Consider the following 23,938-nt stretch of genomic DNA (forward strand, 5'->3'; position numbering starts at 1 on the left):
GGCTCAGGCATTGGCCGGAACGAAGTCCGGCCCGCCGAGCTTGTCACGCACCATCAGCGCCGAACGCATCAGTGGCGTCCACATGCCATCCGGGCTGTTCCAGGCCGCGCCCGCCCAGCGGGTGTCGGCCTGCAGGTCGGCCTTGCGGCTTTCCAGCTGGCGCTTGAGTGCCACCGCCACACTGCCCAGGTCGACGTCGAACAGGTCGCCGTAGGGGCCCTGCGGCTGCTTGCGTTGTTTGTCCTGGCAGAAGCGGTAATACCAGACCCAGTCATGGGCGATGTAGATCGCCCGGTTGCGATCCGGATAGGTCGCCAGGAGGGTCAGCAGGGCCGCGACGAAACGCGTCGGGAAGCTCGCATCGTGGGTTAGACGCCAGTACGGCACGATCAGTTGGTCGAAGGCCGCCACCACGTTCTGCGGCTCGTCGTTGTCGACCTTGGCTTCGAGGAAGTAGAACGGCTCGCCCACCAGGAACTTGTCCAGCTCATCGTTGGCCAGGGCCAGTTGCAGCACATTGTCGAACGGGTTGCTCATTGGATTTTCACTACATCGTGGGTCGACATCAGCACATTGACGTCATTACCGTGGGAAATCGGCACATTGTCCAGCACCGCCTCGCGCATGCCGCCCGGATAGGTCAGGCCGCCCGGGCGCCAGAGCGAGTTGACGCCCCCTTCGTTGCCGGTGGGCATCAGTACCTTGGGGTTGTCCAGGCTCACCATGTAGATGTCCTTGCCCACCAGCGAGCCGGGATCGTAGCCCAGGGCAGACTCCAGCACCGAGACATCGCCGGCCTTCTGGTACTCGGCCACCACGCCTTGCAGGTCGGACTTTGCCATGACGAACTTGTTCGGGTTGAACGAGCCGTACTTGGGGTTGGAAATGTCGTCGGCGGTGAACAGGAAGCCGCCGCCCTCGTCCTTGAAGGTCTGCAGGTGCCTGTCGATGTACGAGCCCTCGAGGTAGTCGCTCGGCGGTGGCCGACTGCCCTTGGGAATCGCCATGATATCGGCTTCGGTCATCCCGGCCTTGTAGGCCGCCGCCCGCGGCGTCGGCGTCTCGGCGAGGCGCGCCATCTTCGGCCCCATGCCCAGCAGGGCCATGCCAGCAACGCCCTGTAGCAGGTCGCGGTAGCCCGGCCCCAGGCGATCGCCCAGTTGGCCCAGCAGTTCCATACCCCCCATCATCGCCCCGCCGATCACGACGAAGCCACCCAGGGCGGCCAGCCCGGTCATGGCCGCCAGTATCGCCGCACCACCCAGCGCCGCCAGGCCCAGTGCTTCCAGGCCGGTGTGCATCCAGCCCTCGATATCCAGGACGAACGCCACGGCCACCGTCGGCCCGCCGATGAAGGTATTCGGGCTGCCGGTCTTGATGTGCGCGCCGCAGCTCATCTTGCTCTTCAGGCGCGCCGCCGGCTGGCCGTTGATATAGACCGTGGCACTGCCTTCGGCTATCTCGACGTTGAACGGCCAGTACGGATGGTTCAGCGGCAGGCCCGAGCAGGAGTCCGCCGCATCGACGCCGGCGCGCATGGCGTTGCGACTGTTGATGAAGACATTCTGGCTGCCGAGTATCAACGTTCCGGTCGTCGGCTCCGGTAAATCGAAAATGGTGTTCAGGCCCTTGACGATCTGGAACATCGACAGCCCGCCAGCAGCGATCGAACCGGCCATGATCGCCAGCGCCGCGCCGCCGGTGGCTACGGTGGCGGCCACCACCGCAGCGCCGATCAGGGCACCGGCCACGGCACCGGCGACCATCGCGGCCACGCCGAAACCGTGGGCTATCTCATCGCCGAGGCGGGCGGCGGCCAACATGTCCATATTGACGATTGCCGCCGATCAGGTCCGGGGCTGCAGCTTGAGCGTCTGCAGAGCCGCCTTCCAGGCCGGCTCGTGGTGCACGAGGTCGTTCGGCGTGGTGGTCAGGGTGGCGATCAGGCCCACCGGCTGGCGATCGATGAACACCTGGCGCAGCATCAGCTCGCGCCCTTCGCGCTGCCAGCTGTAGTCGAGCAGCACGGCGGCGTGCTCGCTCAGCACGAAGTCCCAGCGCTTGATCAGGTTGAAACCGGGCAACTGCTGCCCGGCGCTTTTCAGTTGGGCCTCGACGTAGTCGGCAAACGGCGTGTCAGCGCGGCTCGGGTCGCGGCTGATGACGAAACTGGCTTCGCGCGCACCACCGACGGCGGGCAGCTTGAAGATGTTGAGGCTCTGGTCCTGCCAGGTCTCAGGAATGTCCAGCTCGGCTTCCTGGAGGCGGTATGCAGTCATGGTCGAAGACGCTTTCCATGCAGGTGGATGACTCGATGAGCCGCGAATCTTCAGGCAATAACTGGTAACAATCAAGGCGCCCGGCGCAACCATTCACCGAGCCATGACGCCGCTCTCATTTTTGTCCGCCGCCCAACCGGGCCGGCAATGAAAATGGGCACCCGATCCGATCGGCGTGCCCATTCTTCCCCAACACTCCCCTTGCTCCGGGAGTACTGCCATGAGGCTTACGGGTTGACGCTGTCTTTGAGCGACTTGCCCGGCTTGAACGCCACGGTGTTGCTGGCCTTGATTTTCACTGGCTCGCCGGTTTGCGGGTTCTTGCCGGTACGGGCGCCACGATGACGCTGCAGGAAGGTGCCGAAGCCCACCAGGGTCACGCTGTCTTTGCGGTGCAGCGCGCCGGTGATTTCTTCGAGAACCGCGTTGAGTACACGGTTGGCTTGTTCTTTGGTGAGATCCGCTTTTTCAGCGATTGCAGCGGCGAGTTCTGGTTTACGCATAGTGAAGCCTCTTTGACGGTTTTTTGTTGTTATGTCCGTGCTGTTCTTCCGGAACAGCGCCCAAAGCGCCGCAGGCTCTACGCTGCGACAGACGGGAGGAGAATGGCACGGCGTCGAGCCCCGCGCCAGTCTGCCTGCGACCTTTGTAGAGGCAAAAGCAGGGTGTTTACGACAGAAGGAGCGTTATTTACGCCAGCAGCGCCGGCAGTTCCTTGTTCAAGGCCAGTTTTTCCGCGACCGCGCCGCCGGTCAGGGCATAACCGAGCAGGCGACCACTGGCATCACGGCACAGCGCCTTGATGTCGGCCCCCTGCCCCTCGACCGTCCAGGCGCCCTCCAGGCCCCGTGGCGGCGGCGATACCACCAGCGGGCAGACCGGCGTCTTCACCGTCACCGGCATGGCGCCATAGCTCACCGCCGTGGGGTTGCCGGCCAGGGTCTGGGCCAGGGCACGGGCACAGTTCATCAACGGCATGACGTAGAGCAGGTTCAGGCCATCGACCTCGGCGCAATCGCCCAGCGCGTAGATATTGGCGTGGGACGTGCGCAGATGGCGGTCGACCACCACCCCGCGGTTGACCTGCAGGCCCGCAGCCGCGGCCAGGTCGATGCGCGGGCGCAAGCCGATGGCCGAGACCACGACGTCACAGTCCAGGGTCTTGCCGTCGGACAGGTGCGCCTGCAGGTGATCGCCGACCCGTTGCAGACGGGTCAGCACCGGCCCCAGGTGGAAACGCGCGCCCAGGCTCTCCAGGCCGGCCTGTACCGCGGCGGCGGCGGCCGGATGTAGCAGGGTCGGCATGACCTGCTCGCAAGGCGCCACCAGGTCGACCTCGTAGCCGCCCAGGATCAGGTCGTTGGCGAACTCGCAGCCGATCAGCCCCGCGCCCAGCAGCAGCACGCGCTGCTTGCCGGCGACAGCAGCGCGGAAACGGGCGTAGTCCTCCAGATCGTTGATCGGGAAGATCGCCTCGGGCGCATCGCCCTCGACCGGTACCCGCACGGTTTCCGCGCCCCAGGCCAGGATCAGGTCGCGATAGGGCACCGCTTCCTCGCCGATCCACAGGCGCTTGTGGCCCGGGTCGATGCCGCTGATGCGGGTATGGGTGCGCACTTCGGCCTTGAGCTGTTCGGCCATGGCACCGGGTTCGGCCATGCTCAGGCCGTCGGCGTCCTTGTTCTTGGCAAAGCCGGTGGACAACATGGGCTTGGAGTAGGAACGCCCGTCATCGGCGGTAATCAGCAACAGCGGGGTTTCGCCGTCGAGCTTGCGAAACTCCCGGGCCAGGTTGTAACCGGCCAACCCGGTACCGACGATCACGACAGGTGCGTTCATTCCCTTCTCCACATCCATGATTGTTTGAAATTTGCTCGATCAGGCGATTTCGAACATCTCGAAATCCAACTTGCCGACGCCGCAGTCCGGGCACAGCCAATCCTCAGGCACATCTTCCCAGCGGGTACCCGGGGCGATGCCGTCATCCGGCCAGCCCTCGGCTTCGTTGTAGATCAGGCCACAGACCACACACTGCCACTTCTTCATGCGTTACTTCCTCGATTCCCAGGCATGTTCGGCACGGACGATCGATGGGTACGGCGTTGTCGTCCGGCTCAGGGCGTTTTGTACTGACCGAAGCCGGCAGATGCAAGCACGATCGCCAGCCATGACCGCCCAGGCGCTCTAATTGGCCGGATACCCTGTGGTAAGCTCGCGGCCTCACTGGCTGCCGATCAACTGCCCATCGTGTCGCACAACGCCCCTATTCCGGCCTCTCCCGCCTGGCTCACGCAGAGTCGACTGGCGCCCCAACCCAGCACTCGGACCCTCGACTGGCTGTTCGACGAAGGGTCACTGACCCGACGCCTGACCAGGCTTTGCGACAATGCCTTCAGCGTCACGCCACTGTTCGAGGGCTGGCAAGCGTTGCGCGACGACGAGTGCACCGCCCTCGAATTGCCGCCGGGGAGCCTCGGTTGGGTGCGCGAGGTCTATCTGCGCGGTCATGGCCAGCCCTGGGTGTTCGCCCGCAGCGTGGCGGCGCAGAGCGTGCTGCAACAGGGCGGGCTGAACCTGGATGAACTGGGCAGCCGCTCGCTGGGCGAACTGCTGTTCTGCGACCAGGCCTTCGAACGCCAGGCGATCGAGGTCTGCCATTACCCGGCACAATGGTTGCCGGCCGAACACCGTACCGACAACCTCTGGGGTCGCCGCTCGCGTTTCAACCGTGGGCCTTTGAGCCTGCTGGTGGCGGAGATCTTCCTGCCGAGTCTGTGGCAGGCCGTCGATGCCATCGAGGAGACCTGCTGATGTACCTCAACCTGCTCAAATCCCTGAACCGCCTGCATCCACGGGCCTGGGACTTCCTGCAACTGACGCGGATGGACAAGCCGATCGGCATCTACCTGCTGATGTGGCCGACCCTGAGCGCGCTGTGGATCGCCGCCAAGGGCGTGCCCTCGCTGAGCCATCTGCTGATCTTCGGCCTCGGCGTGGTGTTGACCCGCGCCGGCGGCTGCGCGATCAACGATTTCGCCGACCGCAAGGTCGACGGCCACGTCAAGCGCACCGAACAACGGCCGTTGGCAGCGGGCAGGATCAGCGGCAAGGAGGCGGTGGCGGTGTTCGCCCTGCTGATGGGCATCAGTTTCGTGCTGGTGCTGTGCACCAACGCCACCACCGTGTGGTTGTCCTTCGGTGCCCTGGCCCTGGCAGCCTGCTATCCCTTCATGAAACGCTACACCTACTACCCGCAGGTGGTGCTGGGTGCCGCCTACTCATGGGGCATTCCGATGGCCTTCACCGCCCAGGACGGCAACCTGCCGGCGACGGCGTGGCTGTTGTACATCGCCAACCTGATGTGGACGGTGGCCTTCGACACCTACTACGCGATGACCGACCGCGAGGACGACCTGAAGATCGGAGTGAAATCCACCGCGATCCTGTTCGGCGATGCCGACCGGGTGATCATCCTCACCCTGCAGGGACTGATGCTCGGCTGCCTGCTGCTGGCCGGCTCGCGCTTCGAACTGGGCGCCTGGTTCCATGTCGGGTTGCTGGTGGCGGCGGCGTGTTTCGCCTGGGAATTCTGGATGACCCGCGATCGCGATCCGCAGCGCTGCTTCAGGATGTTCCTGCACAACCATTGGGCGGGGCTGGCGATCTTCATCGGCGTGGTGCTGGATTACGCGCTGCGCTGAGCCTATTCCCAATCCACAGCAACCCAATACACCGCAGACTGTAGGAGCAGGGCTTGTCCGCGAATGGGCCCTCGAATTGGCTAAAGGCTTCGCGGCAAGCCCGGCTCCTACAAGGGTCGCGAAAACCCTGGTTCACGGGTCCTCAGGGCTTGGCCACGTGCCAGACGCCGCCCTTGCCGTCGCCGGTCATGTCGCCGTCCTTCTTGTCGGCCTTGAAGGTGTACAGCGGCTTGCCGTCATAGGCCCACTGCAGCTTGCCGTCATCGCGCTTGATCACGCTCCACTTGCCCGAGGCCTTGTCCGTGGCGGTGGCGGCCAGCGGCGGCCAGTTGGTCTCGCAGGGGTCGCCGTTGCACATCGACTTGCCCGCGGCGTCCTTGTCGAAGGTATAGAGCGTCATGCCATGATGGTCGACCAGCATTCCACCCTTGGCCATGGCAGGTTCGGCGGCAGAGGCCAGCGCCGGCAGGGCCAGCACGGCGGCAACCATCAGGGCCTTGAGCGAAAACGAAGAGTTAGTCATCAGAACCTTCCTTTTGTGGTTGTAGATTCGAACCCCCAGCTTAGTTCATGAAACTGGCTATCGTCGGCAACGCGGAAAAGCTGTCACATGACTGCAATAATTTCGTTATCTAATGCGGCGCAAGACAGTTCAATGACAAGAGGATTAAGGGACATGGTTGGCAGGAGCATTCTGATCGTCGATGACGAAGCCCCGATTCGGGAGATGATCGCTGTCGCCCTGGAAATGGCCGGCTATGACTGCATGGAAGCGGAAAACTCCCAGCAGGCCCATGCGATCATCGTCGACCGCAAGCCTGACCTGATCCTGCTCGACTGGATGCTGCCCGGCACCTCGGGCATCGAACTGGCCCGCCGCCTCAAGCGCGACGAGCTGACCGGCGACATCCCGATCATCATGCTCACCGCCAAGGGCGAGGAAGACAACAAGATCCAGGGGCTGGAAGTCGGTGCCGACGACTACATCACCAAACCGTTTTCCCCCCGGGAACTGGTGGCCCGCCTGAAGGCCGTGCTCCGTCGCGCCGGCCCGACCGACGGCGAAGCGCCGATCGAAGTCGGTGGCCTGCTGCTCGACCCCATCAGCCACCGCGTGACCATCGACGGCAAGCCGGCCGAGATGGGTCCCACCGAATATCGCCTGTTGCAGTTCTTCATGACCCATCAGGAACGCGCCTACACCCGCGGGCAGTTGCTGGACCAGGTCTGGGGCGGCAACGTCTATGTCGAAGAGCGTACCGTCGATGTGCATATCCGCCGCCTGCGCAAGGCCCTCGGCGATGCCTACGAAAATCTGGTACAAACCGTGCGCGGCACCGGCTACCGGTTTTCCACCAAGGGCTGAGCCGCCTTACGCGCACTGACCGCTGACAAGGACGCATGTTGAAGTGAATCAGAACTGGCATGGCACCCTGATCCGCCATCTGTTGTTGCTCGTGACCGGCTGCCTGCTGGTCGGCCTGATCAGCGGCTATTACAGCTGGGCCCTTGCCGTGGGCCTGGGGATTTACCTCGTCTGGACCCTCAAGCAACTGCTGCGCCTGCATGAGTGGCTGCGTCTGCACAAACCCGACGAGGCACCGCCCGATGGCTACGGCCTGTGGGGCGACGTGTTCGACAGCATCTACCACCTGCAACGCCGCGACCAACGCGTGCGCGGCCGCCTGCAGGCGGTGATCGACCGGGTCCAGGAGTCCACCGCGGCGCTCAAGGACGCGGTGGTCATGCTCGACAGCGACGGCAACCTGGAATGGTGGAACCGCGCCGCCGAAACCCTGCTCGGCCTCAAGACCCCGCAGGACAGCGGCCAGCCGGTGACCAACCTGGTACGCCACCCGCGCTTCAAGGAATACTTCGAGCAGGACAACTACGCCGAACCGCTGGAAATCCCCTCGCCCACCAACGACCGCCTGCGCATCCAGCTGCACATCACCCGCTACGGCAACAACGAGCATCTGATGCTGGTCCGTGATGTCACCCGCATCCACCAGTTGGAGCAGATGCGCAAGGACTTCATCGCCAACGTCTCCCACGAGTTGCGCACCCCGCTGACGGTGATCTGCGGCTACCTGGAGACCCTGCTGGACAACGTCGAGGACGTGAACCCGCGCTGGTTGCGCGCCCTGCAGCAGATGCAGCAGCAAGGCGGTCGCATGCAGACGCTGCTCAACGACCTGCTGTTGCTGGCCAAGCTGGAGGCCACCGACTACCCATCGGACAACCATCCGGTGCAGGTCGATAGCCTGCTGCAGACGATCCGCAACGATGCCCAGGCGCTGTCCGGGCAACTCAACCAGACCATCACCGTCGAAGCCGATCCGGGCATCCGTCTCAAGGGCAGCGAGGGTGAACTGCGCAGTGCCTTCTCCAACCTGGTGTTCAACGCCGTCAAGTACACTCCGGCCGAGGGCACCATTCGCGTACGCTGGTGGGGCGACGAACAGGGCGCGCACCTCAGCGTCCAGGACTCGGGGATCGGCATCGACAACAAGCACCTGCCGCGCCTGACCGAGCGCTTCTACCGCGTCGACTCCAGCCGCAACTCCAACACCGGCGGCACCGGCCTGGGCCTGGCCATCGTCAAGCACGTGCTCCTGCGCCATCGGGCGCGCCTGGAGATCAGCAGCGTGCCGGGCCACGGCAGCACCTTCACCTGTCATTTCGCGCCGGCCCAGGTCGTGCGTTCGCAAAAGAACGAACTCTCCGTCTGAATGCGCGGTCCCATCGGGATCAGGCACACGGGCCACTAGTGGCCTGTACGGTTAATTCGAATACTCAAATTCGGGCCCAGGGGTTTGCCAGGCAAGGCGCCATGACGAGTCGTAGCAGGGCTACGGCGAGGAATGGCAACGCTGTCTGGCGAAGCCATGGGCTCGGAGTGGAGCATGCGAATTAGCCACACAGGCCACTAGGCAAGGGGCCCGTGTGCCGCTACATTGGAAGGCTTGGGCCTGCCTTTCAGGCCGCGAAACACAACTTCAAATTGAAATATGGAACCCGTAAAACCCCATCATGGACCCTTCCCCTAGTAGCTTGACCCTCTTCTCGATATTCGCCGATTTCGGCATGATTCTCTTTGCTCTGCTGCTGGTATTGCTCAACGGTTTCTTCGTTGCGGCCGAGTTCGCCATGGTCAAGCTGCGCTCGACCCGCGTCGAAACCATCGCCCAGCAGAACGGCTGGCGCGGGCAGATCCTGCGCACCGTGCACAGCCAGCTGGACGCCTACCTGTCCGCCTGCCAGCTGGGTATCACCCTGGCCTCGCTGGGCCTGGGCTGGGTCGGTGAGCCGGCCTTCGCCCACCTGCTGGAACCGGTGCTCGGCGCCATCGGCGTAAACTCTCCCGAAGTGATCAAGGGCGTGTCGTTCTTCACCGCCTTCTTCATCATTTCCTACCTGCACATCGTGGTCGGCGAGCTGGCACCCAAGTCCTGGGCCATCCGCAAGCCGGAGCTGCTGTCGCTGTGGACGGCGGTGCCGCTGTACCTGTTCTACTGGCTGATGTACCCGGCCATCTACCTGCTCAACGCCAGCGCCAACGCCATCCTGCGTATCGCCGGCCAGGGCGAGCCCGGCCCGCATCACGAACACCACTACAGCCGTGAAGAGCTCAAGCTGATCCTGCACTCCAGCCGCGGCCAGGACCCCAGCGACCAGGGCATGCGCGTACTGGCCTCGGCCGTGGAAATGGGCGAGTTGGAGGTGGTCGACTGGGCCAACTCCCGCGAAGACCTGGTGACCCTGGACTGCAACGCCCCGCTCAAGGAAATCCTGGCGCTGTTCCGTCGCCACAAGTTCAGCCGCTACCCGGTATACGACGCCGAGCGCAATGTGTTCGTCGGCCTGCTGCACATCAAGGACCTGTTGCTGGAACTGGCGGCCCTGGACCACATCCCCGAGTCGTTCAACCTGGCCGAACTGACCCGCCCGCTGGAGCGCGTGTCCAAGCACATGCCGCTGTCGCGCCTGCTCGAGCAGTTCCGCCAGGGCGGCTCGCACTTCGCCCTGGTCGAGGAAGCCGACAGCAAGGTGATCGGCTACCTGACCATGGAAGACGTGCTCGAAGTGCTGGTCGGCGACATCCAGGACGAACACCGCAAGGCCGAACGCGGCATCCTCGCCTACCAGCCGGGCAAGTTGCTGGTGCGCGGTGACACGCCGCTGTTCAAGGTCGAGCGCCTGCTGGGTATCGACCTGGACCATATCGAGGCCGAAACCCTCGCCGGCCTGGTCTACGAGAGCCTGAAGCGGGTGCCCGAGGAGGAAGAGGTGATGGAAGTCGAAGGCCTGCGCATCATCATCAAGAAGATGAAGGGGCCGAAGATCATCCTGGCCAAGGTCCTCAAGCTCGACTGACGCCCCGGGCGAACGGATGCCAGGCCTGTGGGAGGCTCCAGGCTTGCCGGCCTGTTCGCGGCGGTGCGGCGTTCCGACAAGGCACGCTCCTACAGGTCAGCGTCCAACCCGTGGTCTCACTGCCCGCCCACGGCGAAGTTCGGCAACGCCTCCATCGGCTGGCTGAACTGATACGGAATCGACACCAGGCCCAGCCCGGTATTGCGCTGCACCACGAAATGCAGGTGCGGCCCCGTGCTGTTGCCGGTGTTGCCCGACAGCCCCAGCGGGCTCCCCACCGCCACCCGCTGCCCCTCGCGCACGGTCACCGAGCCCTGCTTGAGATGCAGGTAGACACCCATGGTGCCGTCGTCATGCAGGATCCGCACGAAGTTGCCCGCAGGGTTCTTGCCACGCCCGGACTGGTCGTTCTCGGTCTTGACCACGACCCCACCCCGCGCGGCGATGATCGGCGTACCGACCGGCATGGCGATATCCATCGCATAGCGGCTCTTGGCGCCATGATGGCTGTATTCGCCGTTCGGCCCCTGGGTCAGGCGAAAGGGCCCGCCGCGCCAGGGAAACGGATAACGATAGCCCTGAGCCTGGCCTGAAGGGTCACCAAGGGAATAGCGGAATTTGGGGGTATACAGGAACGGTTGCCCGGCCTGGCTCGCGCTGAGCAGCGCCAGACGCTGGTGACTGCGCGCCGGCAACACCTTGCGAATCGGCTGCACGGGCGCTCCGCTGACGTTCTTCAGCGCGGCGAAACTCAACTCGATTTCCACCGGCGCATACAGGTCGTTACGCACGAACACCTCGTCGCCACCCTTCTGCCTGCGAATGTCCAGGCGCACCTGGCGCTCCAGGTGCTCGACCATCCGATCGCGAAACACGAACACCTGGGCCCCCGGCGCCGGGCGGTCGCTGTAGGTGACCACGCCATTGGCGTCCACGTACTTGTAGACCGTCATGGCCGCAGCCGAGGTGGCAACCATCAGCAGGCCACAGGAAAACAACAGGCGCAGGAACAACATAGGGCAAGCCGCCAAACCAAACGTGGCGAGCAGATTAGCAGGCCGCCAAGATGTTTGTGTGACTCAGGCGAGCTGAGTCGCACCCTGGCCGAAGCACAGGTCGACGTCCAGTTGCGCCGGCTCCGAGAGGTTCACCAGCGCGTCCAGGGAGAACTTGTCGATCTTGCCATTGAGCAGGTCGTTGAGCCTGGGCTGGCTGATCCCCAGGCGCTTGGCCGCGGCCTTCTGGGACAACTCCCAGGCGCTGATCCTACGGATCAGTTCCAGCATGAGCCGGGAGCGCAGACGCATGTTGGCCGCCTCCCGGGGAGTCTCCTCCAGGGCATCCCAGACGGAGGAAAAACGTTCGATATGGACATGATCGCTCATGGTTTTGCTCCTATTTCCTCATATCTAGCCCTGGCCAGCTCGATATCCCGGGCCTGGGTCCTCTGCGTCGTCTTCCTGAAGGCGTGAAGCACATACAAGGCATCAACCCTGTTAGCCACATAAAACACCCGGAATGCCCCGCTCTCATCATTGATCCGAATTTCGTAGACCCCCCTGCCCACCGTCATCATGGGCTTCCAGTCACAGGGTGCTTCACCCTGCTGCAGGAGATCCAGCTGAAAACCCGCCGCTCTTCGCGCCTCCAGCGGGAAGGCTCGCAAATCCCTGAGCGAACTCCCTACGAATACCACGTCCTTGTGCCTTGCCATCGCGATACCTCCCGTGCTTGCCAGGAAAAGCGTAAGCAACGGGCGAAACGTTCGTGGCACGAGGTTGTTGCAAGACTTGGCCGGCAGCCATGCCTTGCTGATCAATCTATATCAAAACAGATATAAAGAAATCGGACGAGCGGATATTCGGACGAAAGGTCTTTCGATACGTAACGTAGGAACGAAGAGAAACAACCCGGCGCCAGCCGCACCGGGTTGTCAGACGGGCATCAGGCGCCAGGAACGAAGTGCTTCTGGGCGGTGCCGCGGGCGATCAGGCGGGAGATGTAGTCGAGCTTCTGCGCATCCTGGTCGATGAACCGGAAGGTCAGTTGCAGCCAGTCGCTGTCCGGCTTGGGCTCATGGGCGACGATCGCGTGCAGGTAGCCGTTCAGGCGGGCGACCTCGGCATTGTCACCCTGCTCCAGGTCGAGCACGGCGCTTTCCAGGATCTGTGGCAGGGCCTCGCCGCGACGCACCACCAGCAGGGCCTCCTTGATGCTCAGGGCCTTGATCACACATTGCTGGGTGCCGCTGGCCAGGCGCAGTTGGCCCTGGCCACGACCGCCGGTCGCCGGGCTCGCGGCCGCAGCCGCAGCCGCCGGACGTACCGGCGGGCTGTTGAGGATGCCCTTGGACGCAGCGGGCGCCGCTGCGGGGGCTGCTGGAGCCGCAGGCGACACCACCGCCGGCTTGCCGCCGGTCAGCGCGCTCAGCGAGTCGTTGCCAAACCCCGCGTTCGACTTCGGAGCGCTGCTCATCAGCGCGTCGAGCTTGCCGACCTTGTGCAGTGCCTGCTTGACCTTGGTCAGCAGTTGTTCGTTGGTGAACGGCTTGCTGACGTAGCCGGAAACCCCGGCCTGGATCGCCTGCACCACGTTCTCCTTGTCGCCGCGGCTGGTGACCATCACGAACGGCATGGTCTTGAGAGCCTCCTGCGAACGGCACCACGTCAGCAGCTCCAGGCCGGACATCTCAGGCATTTCCCAGTCGCACAGCACCAGGTCGAACGCCTCGCGCGCCAGGATCGCCTGGGCCTTGCGTCCGTTGACGGCGTCTTCGGTCCGCACACCCGGGAAGTAGTTGCGCAGGCACTTTTTCACCAGGTCGCGGATGAACGATGCGTCATCCACCACCAACACACTGACTTTGCTCATTGACCATTCCTCTAAAAATCCCGGCCAGCATACTGGCTAATGGCCATTTGCAAAACTGATCAGTCACGCCGGGATTTTATCGCTCGCAAGGCGCATAAAATTCGTACGCCACAAACAAAAACGCCCGACCATTGGCCGGGCGTTTCTCTCGGGCAATCTTAGTTATCGTCAGCTTTGTCCGGAACATTAGCAGTTTCGGGGGCCACTCCCTCAACTTCCTGACGCATGCGCTTGAGGCCCATGTGCCGTACGTCGGTTCCACGTACCAGGTAGATTACCAGCTCGGAGATATTGCGTGCGTGGTCACCGATCCGCTCCAGCGAACGCAACACCCAGATGATGCTCAACACCCGCGAGATAGAGCGTGGATCTTCCATCATGTAGGTGGCCAGCTCGCGCAAGGCGGTCTTGTACTCGCGATCGATGATCTTGTCGTACTGCGCCACGGACAGCGCCAGCTCCGCGTCGAAACGGGCGAAGGCATCCAGTGCGTCGCGGACCATGTTGCGCACCTGGTCGCCGATGTGACGAACTTCGACATAACCGCGCGGCGCTTCGCCTTCTTCGCACAGCTGGATGGCACGACGGGCGATCTTGGTGGCTTCATCGCCGATACGCTCGAGATCGATCACCGACTTGGAGATGCTGATGATCAACCGCAGGTCGGAGGCCGCCGGCTGGCGACGGGCGAGGATGCGCAGGCACTCCTCGTCGATGTTGCGCTCCATCTGGTTGATCTGTTCATCGATCTCGCGCACCTGCTGGGCCAGGCCGGAATCGGCCTCGATCAGTGCGGTCACCGCGTCGTTGACCTGCTTCTCCACCAGCCCGCCCATGGCCAGCAGGTGGCTGCGAACTTCTTCCAGCTCCGCGTTGAACTGCGCGGAGATGTGATGGGTAAGACCTTCTTTATCAATCATTGGTTTAGCTCCGCGAAACTTGCAGGCTTCAAGCCGCGCGTTTCAAGCAGTGATAGGGTGATCCGGGGTTCGCACAGCATCTGCCTTGCCGCCTCCGGCCTGCGGCACACAGCCGCTCCTAGCCATAACGACCGGTGATGTAGTCCTCGGTCTGCTTCTTCGCGGGATTGGTGAACAGGGTATCGGTATCGCCGAATTCCACCAACTTGCCCATGTACATGAACGCGGTGTAGTCGGAAACCCGGGCCGCCTGCTGCATGTTGTGGGTCACGATCACGATGGTGAACTTGGATTTCAGTTCATAGATCAGTTCCTCGACCTTGAGGGTCGAGATCGGGTCGAGTGCCGAGCACGGCTCGTCGAGCAACAGCACTTCCGGTTCCACGGCGATGGTACGGGCGATCACCAGACGCTGCTGCTGGCCGCCGGAGAGGCCGAGTGCGGAGTCGTGCAGGCGGTCCTTCACTTCATCCCACAGGGCCGCGCCCTTGAGGGCCCATTCCACGGCCTCGTCGAGCACGCGCTTCTTGTTGATGCCCTGGATGCGCAGGCCGTAGACGACGTTCTCGTAGATGGTCTTGGGGAACGGGTTCGGCTTCTGGAACACCATGCCGACCTTGCGACGCAGCTCGGCCACGTCCTCGCCCTTGCGGTAGATGTTGTTGCCGTAAAGGTTGATCTCGCCCTGTACGCGGCAGCCGTCGACCAGATCGTTCATCCGGTTGAAGGTGCGCAGCAGGGTCGACTTGCCGCAACCGGACGGGCCGATGAAGGCGGTCACGCGTTGCTTGGGGATGTTCATGCTGACGTCGAACAGTGCCTGCTTCTCGCCGTAGAACAGGCTCAGTTTCGGCACTTCGATGGCCACGGTCTCGCTGGCCAGGTCCAGGCTCTGCTTGCTGCGACCCAGGGCGGACATGTTGATGCCGTGGGGTTGGGTTTCATGCTGCATGGGTAAACTCCCTGCGCTAACAAATTCGTTTCGGTACGCCGCTGGGCGGCGTGTGCAATAAGGGACCTTGCAGGAGCAAGGCTTGCCTGCGAAGGGCCTCGGAGGCCGCCAAAAGCTTCGCGGGCAAGCCTTGCTCCTACAGGTAATGCGTCATCAGCTATCCAGCGCCTTGTACTTCTCGCGCAGGTGGTTACGGATCCACACGGCCGAGAGGTTCAGCGTGGCGATCACCAGCACCAGCAGCAACGCGGTGGCGTACACCAGCGGGCGCGCCGCCTCGACGTTGGGGCTCTGGAAGCCGACGTCGTAGATGTGGAAGCCCAGGTGCATGATCTTCTGGTCCAGGTGCAGGTACGGGTAGTTGCCATCCACCGGCAGCGACGGCGCCAGCTTCACCACGCCCACCAGCATCAGCGGCGCCACTTCACCGGCGGCACGGGCCACGGCGAGGATCATGCCGGTCATCATCGCCGGGCTGGCCATCGGCAGGACGATCTTCCACAGCGTCTCGGCCTTGGTCGCCCCCAGTGCCAGCGAACCTTCGCGGACGGTGCGCGGAATACGCGCCAGGCCTTCCTCGGTGGCCACGATCACCACCGGCACCGCCAGCAGCGCCAGGGTCAGCGAGGCCCAGAGCAGGCCCGGGGTGCCGAAGGTCGGCGCCGGCAGGGCCTCGGGGAAGAACAGCCGGTCGAGCGAGCCGCCCAGCACATAGACGAAGAAGCCCAGGCCGAACACGCCGTAGACGATCGCCGGGACGCCGGCCAGGTTGTTCACCGCGATGCGGATCACCCGGGTCAGGGTGTTCTGCTTGGCATACTCACGCAGGTAGACCGCCGCCAGCACGCCGAACGGAGTGACGATCATCGCCATGATCAGGGTCATCATCACGGTGCCGAAGATCGCCGGGAAAATCCCGCCCTCGGTGTTGGCTTCCCGCGGGTCGTCGCTGAGGAACTCCCAGACCTTGCTGAAGTAGAAACCCAGCTTGGTGAAGGTGCCCATGGCGTTCGGCTGGTAGGCGTGGACCACCTTGCTGATGCCGATTTCCAGTTCCTTGCCGTTGCCATCGCGGGCCGTGAGGCTGTCGCGATTGAACTCGGTGTGCAGCTCGCTCAGGCGCGCTTCGATCGCCTGGTAGCGGGCATGCAGCTCGGCCTTTTCGGCTTCCATGTCGGCCTGGGCGGCAGCGTCCAGCTTGCCTTCGAGTTCCAGCTTGCGGCCATGCAGGCGAATACGCTCCAGGCCTGCGTTGATCGCGCCGATGTCGCTCTTTTCCAGGGTCTTGAGCTGCCTGGCCAGACCGTTCACACGGTCGATCCGCGCCTGCAGCTCAGGCCAGGCGGCCTCGCCTTCGGCGACGACCTTGCCGTTTTCCTTGACGTTGACCAGGGTGCCGTAGAAGTTGCCCCACTCGCGACGCTCGATGGCCATCAACTCGACCGGCGTACTCAGGTTGGTCAGCCACTCACCGACGACCCAGGTGAAATCGTTGCCGTTCAGGTCGCGGTTACCGACCTTGACCAGCTCGCGGGTCATGAACTCGGGGCCGTTGTCCGGCACCGGCAGGCCCGCCGTCTTCAGGCGCGCCCGCGGCACTTCTTCCTTCTGCACCACCTCGCCGACCACGACCTGCGGGGCCTGGCCGGGAATGCTGTACTCGGCGTGGATCACATCCGCCGGCCAGAAATGCCCCAGCCCACGCACCGCGATCACCGCCAGCAAGCCGATGGTCATGATGACCGCGATGGACACCGCACCACCGCTGATCCAGACGCCAGGGGCGCCGCTCTTGAACCAGCCATTCAGGGAGTTCTGTTTCACAGACTTCTACCTTTATTAAAGCGACGAGTATTTCTTGCGCAGACGCTGACGAATCAGTTCCGCGAGGGTGTTCATGATGAACGTGAACAGCAGCAGCACCAGTGCCGAGAGGAACAGCACGCGGTAATGGCTACCACCCACCTCCGACTCCGGCATCTCCACCGCGACGTTCGCCGCCAGGGTGCGCAGGCCCTCGAACAGGTTCATCTCCATGACCGGGGTGTTGCCGGTGGCCATCAGCACGATCATGGTCTCGCCGACGGCGCGGCCCAGGCCGATCATCAGCGCCGAGAAGATGCCCGGGCTGGCGGTGAGGATCACCACCCGCGTCATGGTCTGCCAGGGCGTGGCGCCCAGGGCCAGGGAGCCCAGGGTCAGGCTGCGCGGCACGCTGAACACGGCGTCTTCGGCGATCGAGTAGATGTTCGGAATCACCGCGAAGCCCATGGCCAGGCCGACCACCAGGGCGTTGCGCTGGTCGTAGGTGATGCCCAGGTCGTGGGAGATCCACAGGCGCATGTCGCCGCCGAAGAACCACGACTCCAGGTGCGGGCTCATGAACAGCGAGAGCCAGCCGACGAACAGGATCACCGGGATCAGGATCGCGCTTTCCCAGCCGTCCGGCACCCGCAGGCGCAGCGATTCGGGCAGGCGGCTCCAGGCGAAGCCGGCCACCAGGATGCCGATCGGCAACAACAGCAGCAGGCTGAAGATCCCCGGCAGGTGGCCTTCGACATACGGCGCCAGGAACAGGCCGGCGAAGAAGCCGAGAATCACCGTTGGCAGCGCCTCCATCAGCTCGATCACCGGCTTGACCTTGCGGCGCATGCCCGGGGCCATGAAGTAGGCGGTGTAGATCGCTGCGGCGACGGCCAGCGGCGCCGCCAGCAGCATGGCGTAGAACGCGGCCTTCAGGGTACCGAAGGTCAGCGGCGACAGGCTCAGCTTGGGCTCGAAGTCGGTGTTGGCGGCGGTCGATTGCCAGACGTACTTGGGTGCGTCGTAGTTCTCGTACCAGACCTTGCTCCACAGCGCGCTCCAGGACACTTCCGGATGCGGGTTGTCGAGCAGCAGCGGCTGGATCTTGCCACCCTGTTCGACGATCACCCGGTTGGCCCGCGGCGACAGGCCGAACAGGCCCGGACCGTCGACCACCTGCTCGACCAGCAGGGTACGGTGCGCAGTACTGTGGAACACGCCGAGCTTGCCGGCGGCATCCAGGACGACGAAGCCCTTGCGACGCTCTTCGGCGCTGATCTCGACGATCGGCGCGTTGCCCATCTGGAAGCTGCGGATCGGCTTCAGGCGCAGTTCGCCATCGGTGTCACGGGCCATGAACCACTGGCCGAGGCCGCCCTTGGAGTCACCGATGATCAGCGAGATGCCACCGACCAGCTGTGCACTGGCGGTCACTTCGGCGTTGGCGTCCTCAAGCAGCTTGTAGCGGCCATTCAGGCTCTTGTCGCGCAGGCTGAACACGTCGGCCTGGGCACGCCCGTTGATCACATACAACCACTGCTGGCGTGGATCGATGTAGATCGCCTTCACCGGCTCGGTCATCTGCGGCAGATCGATGCTCTTCTGCTCGCTGGTGACCTCGCCGGTCATCATGTTTTCTTCCTTGGTCAGCGCCAGCACGTGCAGTTGCGCACCATTGGAACCCACGGCGATCAGCGTCGAGTCGCTGGCGTTGAGGTTCACGTGCTCGAGGGCATGCCCTTGCTCATCCAGGGTGATCGGCGTCTCCCCGTACGGGTATTCGATCGTCGGGGTGATGGTCTTCTTGCCATCCGGGTAGGTCACCTTGTAGCTGTGGCGGAACACCAGCGCCTGGCCGTTGGACAGGCCGACGATAACCAGCGGGACGCCCGGCTGGTCCTTGCTGATGGCGGTGACTTTGGTACCGGCCGGAATCGGCAGGTTCACCCGCGACAGCTCGGCAGCGCCTTCGACAGCGAAGAACAGCACCTGCCCCTGGTCGGAAACCCGCATGCCGACCTGGTTCTGTTCTTCCAGGGAGATCATCAGCGGGTTGCCGGCATCGCGCATCCAGGCCGGACTGATGGCTTTTTCCGCCGTCAGCGAGGCACCCTGGAACAGCGGCATGACCACATAGCCGAGGAAGAAGAAGATCAACGTGATCGCCGCCAGGACGGCCAGGCCGCCAACGAATACATACCAGCGGGTCAGGCGGTCCTTGAGCGCACGAATTTGGCGCTTGCGCTTGAGTTCAGGCGTATTGAAGTCAATGCGCTTGGGGGGAGAAGTCGTAGTCATGGTGGAATTGGCCAGATCGTTCATGCGCACACCCTAGCGATCCTGTATGACAGAAAGATGACAGTGCAGTGACGCACGGAAGCCGCCGCCCAGCATGGCTGGCAGCGGATTCGGAAATTTAGTGCGCGGGTTGCCGGTTGCCTGCGAAGCGTCCTTCCAGGATCGCTTTCGCGGGCAAGCCCGCTCCCACATACCGGGGCCAGTGGCCTGTACGGTTGATTCGGATACTCAAATCCAGGTTCAGGGACTTGGAGTTGGGTGTGCGATCAGCCACACAGGCCACCAGACGCCGGCCCGGTGCTTACTTCTTGGCGCCTTCGCTCAGGCCCAGGTCAGCCAGCGCCTTGGCGGCAACCTTGGCTGGCAGCGGGATGTAACCGTCCTTGACTACGACTTCCTGGCCCTGCTTGGACAGAACCAGCTTCACGAACTCGGCTTCCAGCGGGGCCAGAGGCTTGTTCGGAGCCTTGTTGACGTAGACGTACAGGAAGCGCGACAGCGGGTATTTGCCGTTCAGGGCGTTTTCTTCGCTGTCTTCGATGAAGTCGGTGCTGCCTTTCTTGGCCAGGGCCACGGTCTTCACGCTGGCGGTCTTGTAGCCGATACCCGAGTAGCCGATGCCGTTCAGCGAGGAGCTGATGGACTGCACCACGGAAGCCGAACCCGGCTGCTCGTTCACGTTAGGCTTGTAGTCGCCCTTGCACAGGGCTTCTTCCTTGAAGTAGCCGTAGGTGCCGGATACCGAGTTGCGGCCGAACAGTTGGACCGGCTTGTTGGCCAGGTCGCCGGTCACGCCCAGGTCGCCCCAGGTCTTGACGTCGGCCTTGGCGCCGCACAGACGGGTCGAGGAGAAGATCGCGTCAACCTGTTCCATGGTCAGGTGCTGGATTGGGTTGTCCTTGTGCACGAATACCGCCAGGGCATCGACAGCGACCGGGATGGCGGTCGGCTTGTAGCCGTACTTCTGCTCGAAGGCCGCCAGTTCGGTGTCCTTCATCTTGCGGCTCATGGGGCCGAGGTTCGAGGTACCTTCAGTCAGTGCGGGCGGTGCGGTAGCGGAACCGGCGGCCTGAATCTGAATGTTCACGTTCGGATATTCTTTCTTGTAGCCCTCAGCCCACAGGGTCATGAGGTTTGCCAGGGTATCGGAACCGACGCTGGACAGGTTGCCCGACACGCCTTGGACTTTGGTATAGGCGGGAATGGACGGATCTACACCAGCGGCCACCGCGTGGGCAGTCGCGACGCCAGCAGCGACAAAGGTCATTGCCGCCATCAAACGTTTCAGTTTCATGCCTTACTCCTAGCAGAGAGGTTATGTTAAGTCGGGGCCAAGTATCGGCAGGCCGCATGAACACTCTATGACTGGTATGTGACAATTAGATGAAAGGCCAGCATGGAGCGAAGCGATCGACACCCTCCTGCACAAGCGCAAAGCCACGGTCTGCCTCACCTACCCTGATCTCCATATCATCGGCCGCATCATTTAGAAACACTCTCTCAACTTTGCCGCCCGGCCCAGGCACGCTCCTGATAGCACGCTACATTTGAAACTTTTCACCCAGTTGACAAAACACAGATAAAATACAATTTTGTCAACTGAAAGGGGGTTTCATGATCAACGACCGAATCCGCCGGGCCCGCCAACTGAAAGGCATCACCCTTGAGGCTTTGGCTCTTCAGATGGGCGATATCACGAAACAAGCCCTCAGTAAGTATGAAAAAGGAGCGGTGATCCCAGGCTCTGCGCGGCTGCTGCAACTCGCCAGAGCCCTGGATGTGAGTCCCGAATATTTCTTCCGCGCAGAAGCGGTCGTGCTGGCGCCCCTGGAGTTTCGCAAGCTGGCGAAGATGCCCAGGTATCGCCAGCTCCAGGTTGAAGAACGGATGCGCGAATACCTTGAGCGCTACATTTCCCTGGAAATGTGTTTCGACCCACTGGATATTCTCACCACCACTACTCCCGCCCAGATAATTGAAGTGAGCGGCGCGGACGACGCCGAACGGGCCGCAGAAAAACTGCGCGAGCTATGGGGCATTGGTAGCGACCCGATTTTCCACCTGAGTGAGCAACTGGAGGAACACGGCATCAAGGTGGTAATGCTTGAGGGACCGAATGATTTCGACGGAGCCTGTGCCGCCACTCGCGATGGGCACCATGTGCTGATTGCTCTGAACGCAGAACGCCCCGGTGAGCGCATCAGGTTCACCGCCGCTCATGAACTCGGGCACTGGACCATGCGGCTGCCCGAAGAAATGTCCGAACGGGACCGGGAAAACTGCTGTCATCGTTTCGCCGGGGCCTTCCTTTACCCAGCCAAATGCGTGACTGGCGATTTCGGCCATCATCCCAGGTCGAAAGTGCACCCCCGTGAGTTGCTGATCGCCAAGCGTCAATATGGACTCTCGATGCAAGCAGTCCTGCGCCGGCTCAAGGATCTGAATCTGCTCAGCGAAAGTGGCTACAAATCCCTCACCATTCGATTCAGCACCAATGGCTGGCGCAAGTCGGAGCCAGAACCCCTTCTCTGCAAGGCGCCACATCGCTTTGAGTCCCTGGTATTCCGGGGGTATGCGGAAGGATTGATCACCCAGTCCCGAGCCGCCGAGTTTCTGCGCAAACCGGTAACGGCCCTGGATCCAGATTTCCTGGGGGCACTGGAGAGTGCATGAACCTGATCTACATCAGCGATACGAATATCTGGATCGACTTCAGAAATGCCGGACTGCTGGAGCAACTGTTCAGGCTGCCGTTCTCCTTGTGCTGCACCGATTTCGTGCTGGAAGAACTGAGGGATTTTCCCTGTGAGGCACTGCTGTCTCAAGGGCTTAAGGTGGAGTCCTTCGACGGTGACGGGGTAAAGCGGCTTTTCACGCTCAAGATCGAGCACCACAACAGCTCTCTGGCCGACGTTTCATGTTACTTGCTGGCACAGGAAACAGGACGCCCACTCCTTACCGGGGATGGCCGGCTCAGACGCCAGGCGCTACGTGACGGATTAAAGGTGCACGGCGCGCTCTGGCTTCTGGATCTGATGGTGGAACATGCCATCATCCCTCCTGCACAAGCAGCCAACTCACTGGAAACCATGACAGCTCGCGGGGCACGACTGCCCGAGCGCGAGTGCCATAGCCGAATCAGTGCGTGGCGAGGAGGTCGACCCGTCCTCACCCCTCGGGGTCAGCGGGACTTGGACCAGAGGTAGCCGCCCACCAGCACGCCGACGCTGCAAATGATTGCAACATAATACGCAGGCCCCATCGGGCTGTCCTTGAGCAGCAGGGTCACCACCATCGGCGTCAGGCCGCCGAAGATCGCGTACGCCAGGTTGTAGGAGAACGACAGGCCGCTGAAACGCACCACCGCCGGGAACGCCTTGACCATCACGTAAGGCACCGCACCGATGGTGCCGACGAACAGACCGCTCAGGGCGTACAGCGGGAACAGCCACTCGGGATGGGCCGCCACGGTGCTGTAGAAGGTCCAGAAAGTGGCCATCAGCGCCAGGCTGCCGATGACGAACACCCGCCCCGCACCGAAGCGGTCGGCCAGGGCGCCGGAAGCGATGCAGCCCAGGGTCAGGCACACGATCGCCAGGCTGTTGGCCTGCAGCGACACCGTCGGAGTGAAGTGAAAGACGGTCTGCAGTACGGTCGGGGTCATCAGGATCACCACCACCACGCCAGCCGAGAGCAGCCAGGTCAGCAGCATCGAGATGATGATCGCGCCACGGTGGTCACGCAGCACCGCGCCGAGGGGAATGCCGTCGGACAATGCCTTGCGCTGCTGCAGCTCGGCGAACACCGGGGTCTCGTGCAGCCAGCGGCGCAGGTACACCGAGAACAGGCCGAACACGCCGCCCAGCAGGAACGGGATACGCCAGGCGTAATCGCTCACTTCCAGCGGGCTGTAGAGGCTGTTGATCAGGGTCGCGACCAGCGAGCCCAGCAGGATGCCGGCGGTCAGGCCCGAAGTCAGGGTGCCGCAGGCGAAGCCGATCTGCCGCTCCGGCACGTGCTCGGCGACGAACACCCAGGCGCCCGGAACCTCGCCACCGATGGCGGCACCCTGGATCACCCGCATCAGCAGCAGCAGGATCGGCGCCCAGATGCCGATCTGCGCGTAGGTCGGCAGCAGGCCCATGATCAGGGTCGGCACGGCCATCATGAAGATGCTCAGGGTGAACATCTTCTTGCGGCCCAGCAGGTCGCCGAAGTGCGCCATGACGATACCGCCCAGCGGCCGCGCCAGGTAACCGGCGGCGAAGATCCCGAAGGTCTGCATCAGGCGCAGCCATTCCGGCATCTCGGCCGGGAAGAACAGCTTGCCGACCACCGCCGCGAAAAACACGAAGATGATGAAGTCGTAGAACTCCAGCGCGCCTCCCAGGGCCGACAGCGACAGCGTCTTGTAGTCATTACGGGTCAGCGGGCGCGCGGGCGGCGCAAGGCTGGGAGACACAGTACTCATGCAAGGCTTCTCTTATATTTACTGATAGGTCTGTAGGTGGCCCGGCCGCAACGTCACCGGTGTCGATCCGGCAAAGATCGCACAAGCACGGTTGTAGTAAAACGATAAACCGGTAAAACATATCGTCGGCAGCCTGACGCTCGCCAGGCCGATGGCACTTGAGGCAGCAGGCGGGCAGGAAAATCTCCTGCGGCCCCACCCGTTCACCCTGCCCATGCACAAGCGCGGATGGCCGGGAAAAGATAATAAAATGTTTCAGAAAGTAA

The 23,938-nt window shown here is 63.0% G+C and carries 24 protein-coding genes; 7 read left to right on the forward strand and 17 right to left on the reverse strand.

Features of this window, described 5'->3' with window-relative positions; genetic code table 11:
- Positions 1 to 3: 3 nt before the first annotated feature.
- The 6 genes from ACMGT0_RS00395 to ACMGT0_RS00420 all read right to left on the reverse strand — a co-directional run bounded on the left by ACMGT0_RS00395 (position 4) and on the right by ACMGT0_RS00420 (position 4,325).
- Entirely contained in the window at positions 4 to 537 is a 534-nt protein-coding gene (locus tag ACMGT0_RS00395; protein ID WP_054057805.1) for a hypothetical protein, read from the reverse strand.
- On the reverse strand, positions 534 to 1,829 hold the full coding sequence (locus tag ACMGT0_RS00400) for a PAAR domain-containing protein (protein WP_273819916.1): 1,296 nt from the start codon (positions 1,827 to 1,829) through the stop codon (positions 534 to 536). The genes ACMGT0_RS00395 and ACMGT0_RS00400 overlap by 4 nt, the downstream gene beginning before the upstream one ends.
- Before the next feature lie 18 nt (positions 1,830 to 1,847).
- A complete protein-coding gene (locus tag ACMGT0_RS00405; RefSeq protein ID WP_054057806.1) occupies positions 1,848 to 2,279 on the reverse strand; it encodes a DcrB-related protein in 432 nt (143 codons plus the stop codon).
- Between the two features lie 227 nt (positions 2,280 to 2,506).
- On the reverse strand, positions 2,507 to 2,782 hold the full coding sequence (locus ACMGT0_RS00410) for an HU family DNA-binding protein (RefSeq protein WP_003213368.1): 276 nt from the start codon (positions 2,780 to 2,782) through the stop codon (positions 2,507 to 2,509).
- A gap of 187 nt (positions 2,783 to 2,969) precedes the next feature.
- Entirely contained in the window at positions 2,970 to 4,118 is a 1,149-nt protein-coding gene (locus ACMGT0_RS00415; protein ID WP_416771046.1) for an NAD(P)/FAD-dependent oxidoreductase, read from the reverse strand.
- Between the two features lie 39 nt (positions 4,119 to 4,157).
- The gene (locus ACMGT0_RS00420; protein WP_054063473.1) at positions 4,158 to 4,325 is read right to left on the reverse strand and encodes a rubredoxin; all 168 of its coding nucleotides are present in this window, start codon (positions 4,323 to 4,325) and stop codon (positions 4,158 to 4,160) included.
- A 201-nt stretch (positions 4,326 to 4,526) separates the two neighbouring features.
- Here ACMGT0_RS00420 and ACMGT0_RS00425 point away from each other — a divergent pair, with 201 nt between their 5' ends.
- Together ACMGT0_RS00425 and ubiA are read left to right on the forward strand one after the other, a co-directional pair.
- Positions 4,527 to 5,090, forward strand: a complete 564-nt coding sequence (locus tag ACMGT0_RS00425; protein ID WP_416771049.1) for a chorismate--pyruvate lyase family protein — start codon at positions 4,527 to 4,529, stop codon at positions 5,088 to 5,090.
- Positions 5,090 to 5,980, forward strand: coding sequence for a 4-hydroxybenzoate octaprenyltransferase (ubiA, locus tag ACMGT0_RS00430; RefSeq protein WP_416771051.1), 891 nt, complete (start codon positions 5,090 to 5,092; stop codon positions 5,978 to 5,980). The genes ACMGT0_RS00425 and ubiA overlap by 1 nt, the downstream gene beginning before the upstream one ends.
- 142 nt (positions 5,981 to 6,122) lie before the next feature.
- Here ubiA and ACMGT0_RS00435 read toward each other — a convergent pair whose 3' ends face one another.
- On the reverse strand, positions 6,123 to 6,503 hold the full coding sequence (locus tag ACMGT0_RS00435; protein WP_054057812.1) for a hypothetical protein: 381 nt from the start codon (positions 6,501 to 6,503) through the stop codon (positions 6,123 to 6,125).
- A 153-nt stretch (positions 6,504 to 6,656) separates the two neighbouring features.
- Here ACMGT0_RS00435 and phoB point away from each other — a divergent pair, with 153 nt between their 5' ends.
- The 3 genes from phoB (at position 6,657) to ACMGT0_RS00450 (ending at position 10,357) form a co-directional block, all read left to right on the forward strand.
- On the forward strand, positions 6,657 to 7,346 hold the full coding sequence (gene phoB / locus ACMGT0_RS00440; RefSeq protein ID WP_010447794.1) for a phosphate regulon transcriptional regulator PhoB: 690 nt from the start codon (positions 6,657 to 6,659) through the stop codon (positions 7,344 to 7,346).
- Positions 7,347 to 7,389: 43 nt separating this feature from the next.
- Positions 7,390 to 8,712, forward strand: coding sequence for a phosphate regulon sensor histidine kinase PhoR (gene phoR, locus ACMGT0_RS00445; protein ID WP_054057813.1), 1,323 nt, complete (start codon positions 7,390 to 7,392; stop codon positions 8,710 to 8,712).
- Between the two features lie 301 nt (positions 8,713 to 9,013).
- Positions 9,014 to 10,357, forward strand: coding sequence for a hemolysin family protein (locus tag ACMGT0_RS00450; RefSeq protein WP_054057814.1), 1,344 nt, complete (start codon positions 9,014 to 9,016; stop codon positions 10,355 to 10,357).
- A 116-nt stretch (positions 10,358 to 10,473) separates the two neighbouring features.
- On the opposite strand, the gene ACMGT0_RS00455 is transcribed toward ACMGT0_RS00450, so the two are convergent.
- The 9 genes from ACMGT0_RS00455 to ACMGT0_RS00495 all read right to left on the reverse strand — a co-directional run bounded on the left by ACMGT0_RS00455 (position 10,474) and on the right by ACMGT0_RS00495 (position 20,495).
- Positions 10,474 to 11,370, reverse strand: coding sequence for a peptidoglycan DD-metalloendopeptidase family protein (locus ACMGT0_RS00455; RefSeq protein WP_192842687.1), 897 nt, complete (start codon positions 11,368 to 11,370; stop codon positions 10,474 to 10,476).
- 66 nt (positions 11,371 to 11,436) lie between these two features.
- The gene (locus ACMGT0_RS00460) at positions 11,437 to 11,742 is read right to left on the reverse strand and encodes a helix-turn-helix domain-containing protein (protein ID WP_273819795.1); all 306 of its coding nucleotides are present in this window, start codon (positions 11,740 to 11,742) and stop codon (positions 11,437 to 11,439) included.
- Entirely contained in the window at positions 11,739 to 12,071 is a 333-nt protein-coding gene (locus ACMGT0_RS00465) for a type II toxin-antitoxin system RelE/ParE family toxin (protein WP_416771053.1), read from the reverse strand. Before ACMGT0_RS00465 ends, ACMGT0_RS00460 begins: the two co-directional genes overlap by 4 nt.
- A 230-nt stretch (positions 12,072 to 12,301) precedes the next feature.
- Entirely contained in the window at positions 12,302 to 13,228 is a 927-nt protein-coding gene (locus ACMGT0_RS00470; protein WP_416771054.1) for a response regulator, read from the reverse strand.
- A 158-nt stretch (positions 13,229 to 13,386) separates the two neighbouring features.
- Entirely contained in the window at positions 13,387 to 14,148 is a 762-nt protein-coding gene (phoU, locus tag ACMGT0_RS00475; protein ID WP_273819792.1) for a phosphate signaling complex protein PhoU, read from the reverse strand.
- A gap of 118 nt (positions 14,149 to 14,266) precedes the next feature.
- Positions 14,267 to 15,100, reverse strand: a complete 834-nt coding sequence (pstB, locus tag ACMGT0_RS00480) for a phosphate ABC transporter ATP-binding protein PstB (protein WP_017901744.1) — start codon at positions 15,098 to 15,100, stop codon at positions 14,267 to 14,269.
- A 153-nt stretch (positions 15,101 to 15,253) separates the two neighbouring features.
- Complete coding sequence (gene pstA, locus ACMGT0_RS00485) at positions 15,254 to 16,924, reverse strand: phosphate ABC transporter permease PstA (protein ID WP_416771057.1); 1,671 nt, start codon at positions 16,922 to 16,924, stop codon at positions 15,254 to 15,256.
- A 15-nt stretch (positions 16,925 to 16,939) separates the two neighbouring features.
- The gene (locus tag ACMGT0_RS00490) at positions 16,940 to 18,973 is read right to left on the reverse strand and encodes an ABC transporter permease subunit (protein WP_192842713.1); all 2,034 of its coding nucleotides are present in this window, start codon (positions 18,971 to 18,973) and stop codon (positions 16,940 to 16,942) included.
- 529 nt (positions 18,974 to 19,502) lie between these two features.
- On the reverse strand, positions 19,503 to 20,495 hold the full coding sequence (locus ACMGT0_RS00495; protein WP_054058592.1) for a phosphate ABC transporter substrate-binding protein PstS: 993 nt from the start codon (positions 20,493 to 20,495) through the stop codon (positions 19,503 to 19,505).
- Between the two features lie 320 nt (positions 20,496 to 20,815).
- On the opposite strand from ACMGT0_RS00495, the gene ACMGT0_RS00500 reads away from it, so the two are divergent.
- Together ACMGT0_RS00500 and ACMGT0_RS00505 are read left to right on the forward strand one after the other, a co-directional pair.
- Positions 20,816 to 21,874, forward strand: coding sequence for a helix-turn-helix domain-containing protein (locus ACMGT0_RS00500; protein ID WP_054063467.1), 1,059 nt, complete (start codon positions 20,816 to 20,818; stop codon positions 21,872 to 21,874).
- A complete protein-coding gene (locus ACMGT0_RS00505) occupies positions 21,871 to 22,407 on the forward strand; it encodes a type II toxin-antitoxin system VapC family toxin (RefSeq protein WP_416771059.1) in 537 nt (178 codons plus the stop codon). Before ACMGT0_RS00500 ends, ACMGT0_RS00505 begins: the two co-directional genes overlap by 4 nt.
- Here ACMGT0_RS00505 and ACMGT0_RS00510 read toward each other — a convergent pair.
- Entirely contained in the window at positions 22,383 to 23,672 is a 1,290-nt protein-coding gene (locus ACMGT0_RS00510) for an MFS transporter (protein WP_054058589.1), read from the reverse strand. The genes ACMGT0_RS00505 and ACMGT0_RS00510 overlap by 25 nt on opposite strands.
- Positions 23,673 to 23,938 lie beyond the last annotated feature (266 nt).

This window comes from Pseudomonas sp. RHF3.3-3 (assembly GCF_048069595.1).
GTDB classification, from domain to species: Bacteria; Pseudomonadota; Gammaproteobacteria; order Pseudomonadales; family Pseudomonadaceae; genus Aquipseudomonas; species Aquipseudomonas fuscovaginae_B.

Excerpts from the sequence above, each read along its gene's own strand:
- ACMGT0_RS00395 (WP_054057805.1), bottom strand. The coding sequence starts at position 537 with ATGAGCAACCCGTTCGACAATGTGCTGCAACTGGCCCTGGCCAACGAT.
- ACMGT0_RS00400 (WP_273819916.1), bottom strand. The coding sequence starts at position 1,829 with ATGGACATGTTGGCCGCCGCCCGCCTCGGCGATGAGATAGCCCACGGT.
- ACMGT0_RS00405 (WP_054057806.1), bottom strand. The coding sequence starts at position 2,279 with ATGACTGCATACCGCCTCCAGGAAGCCGAGCTGGACATTCCTGAGACC.
- ACMGT0_RS00410 (WP_003213368.1), bottom strand. The coding sequence starts at position 2,782 with ATGCGTAAACCAGAACTCGCCGCTGCAATCGCTGAAAAAGCGGATCTC.
- ACMGT0_RS00415 (WP_416771046.1), bottom strand. The coding sequence starts at position 4,118 with ATGAACGCACCTGTCGTGATCGTCGGTACCGGGTTGGCCGGTTACAAC.
- ACMGT0_RS00420 (WP_054063473.1), bottom strand. The coding sequence starts at position 4,325 with ATGAAGAAGTGGCAGTGTGTGGTCTGTGGCCTGATCTACAACGAAGCC.
- ubiA (WP_416771051.1), top strand. The coding sequence starts at position 5,090 with ATGTACCTCAACCTGCTCAAATCCCTGAACCGCCTGCATCCACGGGCC.
- ACMGT0_RS00435 (WP_054057812.1), bottom strand. The coding sequence starts at position 6,503 with ATGACTAACTCTTCGTTTTCGCTCAAGGCCCTGATGGTTGCCGCCGTG.
- phoB (WP_010447794.1), top strand. The coding sequence starts at position 6,657 with ATGGTTGGCAGGAGCATTCTGATCGTCGATGACGAAGCCCCGATTCGG.
- ACMGT0_RS00450 (WP_054057814.1), top strand. The coding sequence starts at position 9,014 with ATGGACCCTTCCCCTAGTAGCTTGACCCTCTTCTCGATATTCGCCGAT.
- ACMGT0_RS00460 (WP_273819795.1), bottom strand. The coding sequence starts at position 11,742 with ATGAGCGATCATGTCCATATCGAACGTTTTTCCTCCGTCTGGGATGCC.
- ACMGT0_RS00465 (WP_416771053.1), bottom strand. The coding sequence starts at position 12,071 with ATGGCAAGGCACAAGGACGTGGTATTCGTAGGGAGTTCGCTCAGGGAT.
- ACMGT0_RS00470 (WP_416771054.1), bottom strand. The coding sequence starts at position 13,228 with ATGAGCAAAGTCAGTGTGTTGGTGGTGGATGACGCATCGTTCATCCGC.
- phoU (WP_273819792.1), bottom strand. The coding sequence starts at position 14,148 with ATGATTGATAAAGAAGGTCTTACCCATCACATCTCCGCGCAGTTCAAC.
- pstB (WP_017901744.1), bottom strand. The coding sequence starts at position 15,100 with ATGCAGCATGAAACCCAACCCCACGGCATCAACATGTCCGCCCTGGGT.
- ACMGT0_RS00490 (WP_192842713.1), bottom strand. The coding sequence starts at position 18,973 with ATGCGCGATGCCGGCAACCCGCTGATGATCTCCCTGGAAGAACAGAAC.
- ACMGT0_RS00495 (WP_054058592.1), bottom strand. The coding sequence starts at position 20,495 with ATGAAACTGAAACGTTTGATGGCGGCAATGACCTTTGTCGCTGCTGGC.
- ACMGT0_RS00500 (WP_054063467.1), top strand. The coding sequence starts at position 20,816 with ATGATCAACGACCGAATCCGCCGGGCCCGCCAACTGAAAGGCATCACC.
- ACMGT0_RS00505 (WP_416771059.1), top strand. The coding sequence starts at position 21,871 with ATGAACCTGATCTACATCAGCGATACGAATATCTGGATCGACTTCAGA.
- ACMGT0_RS00510 (WP_054058589.1), bottom strand. The coding sequence starts at position 23,672 with ATGAGTACTGTGTCTCCCAGCCTTGCGCCGCCCGCGCGCCCGCTGACC.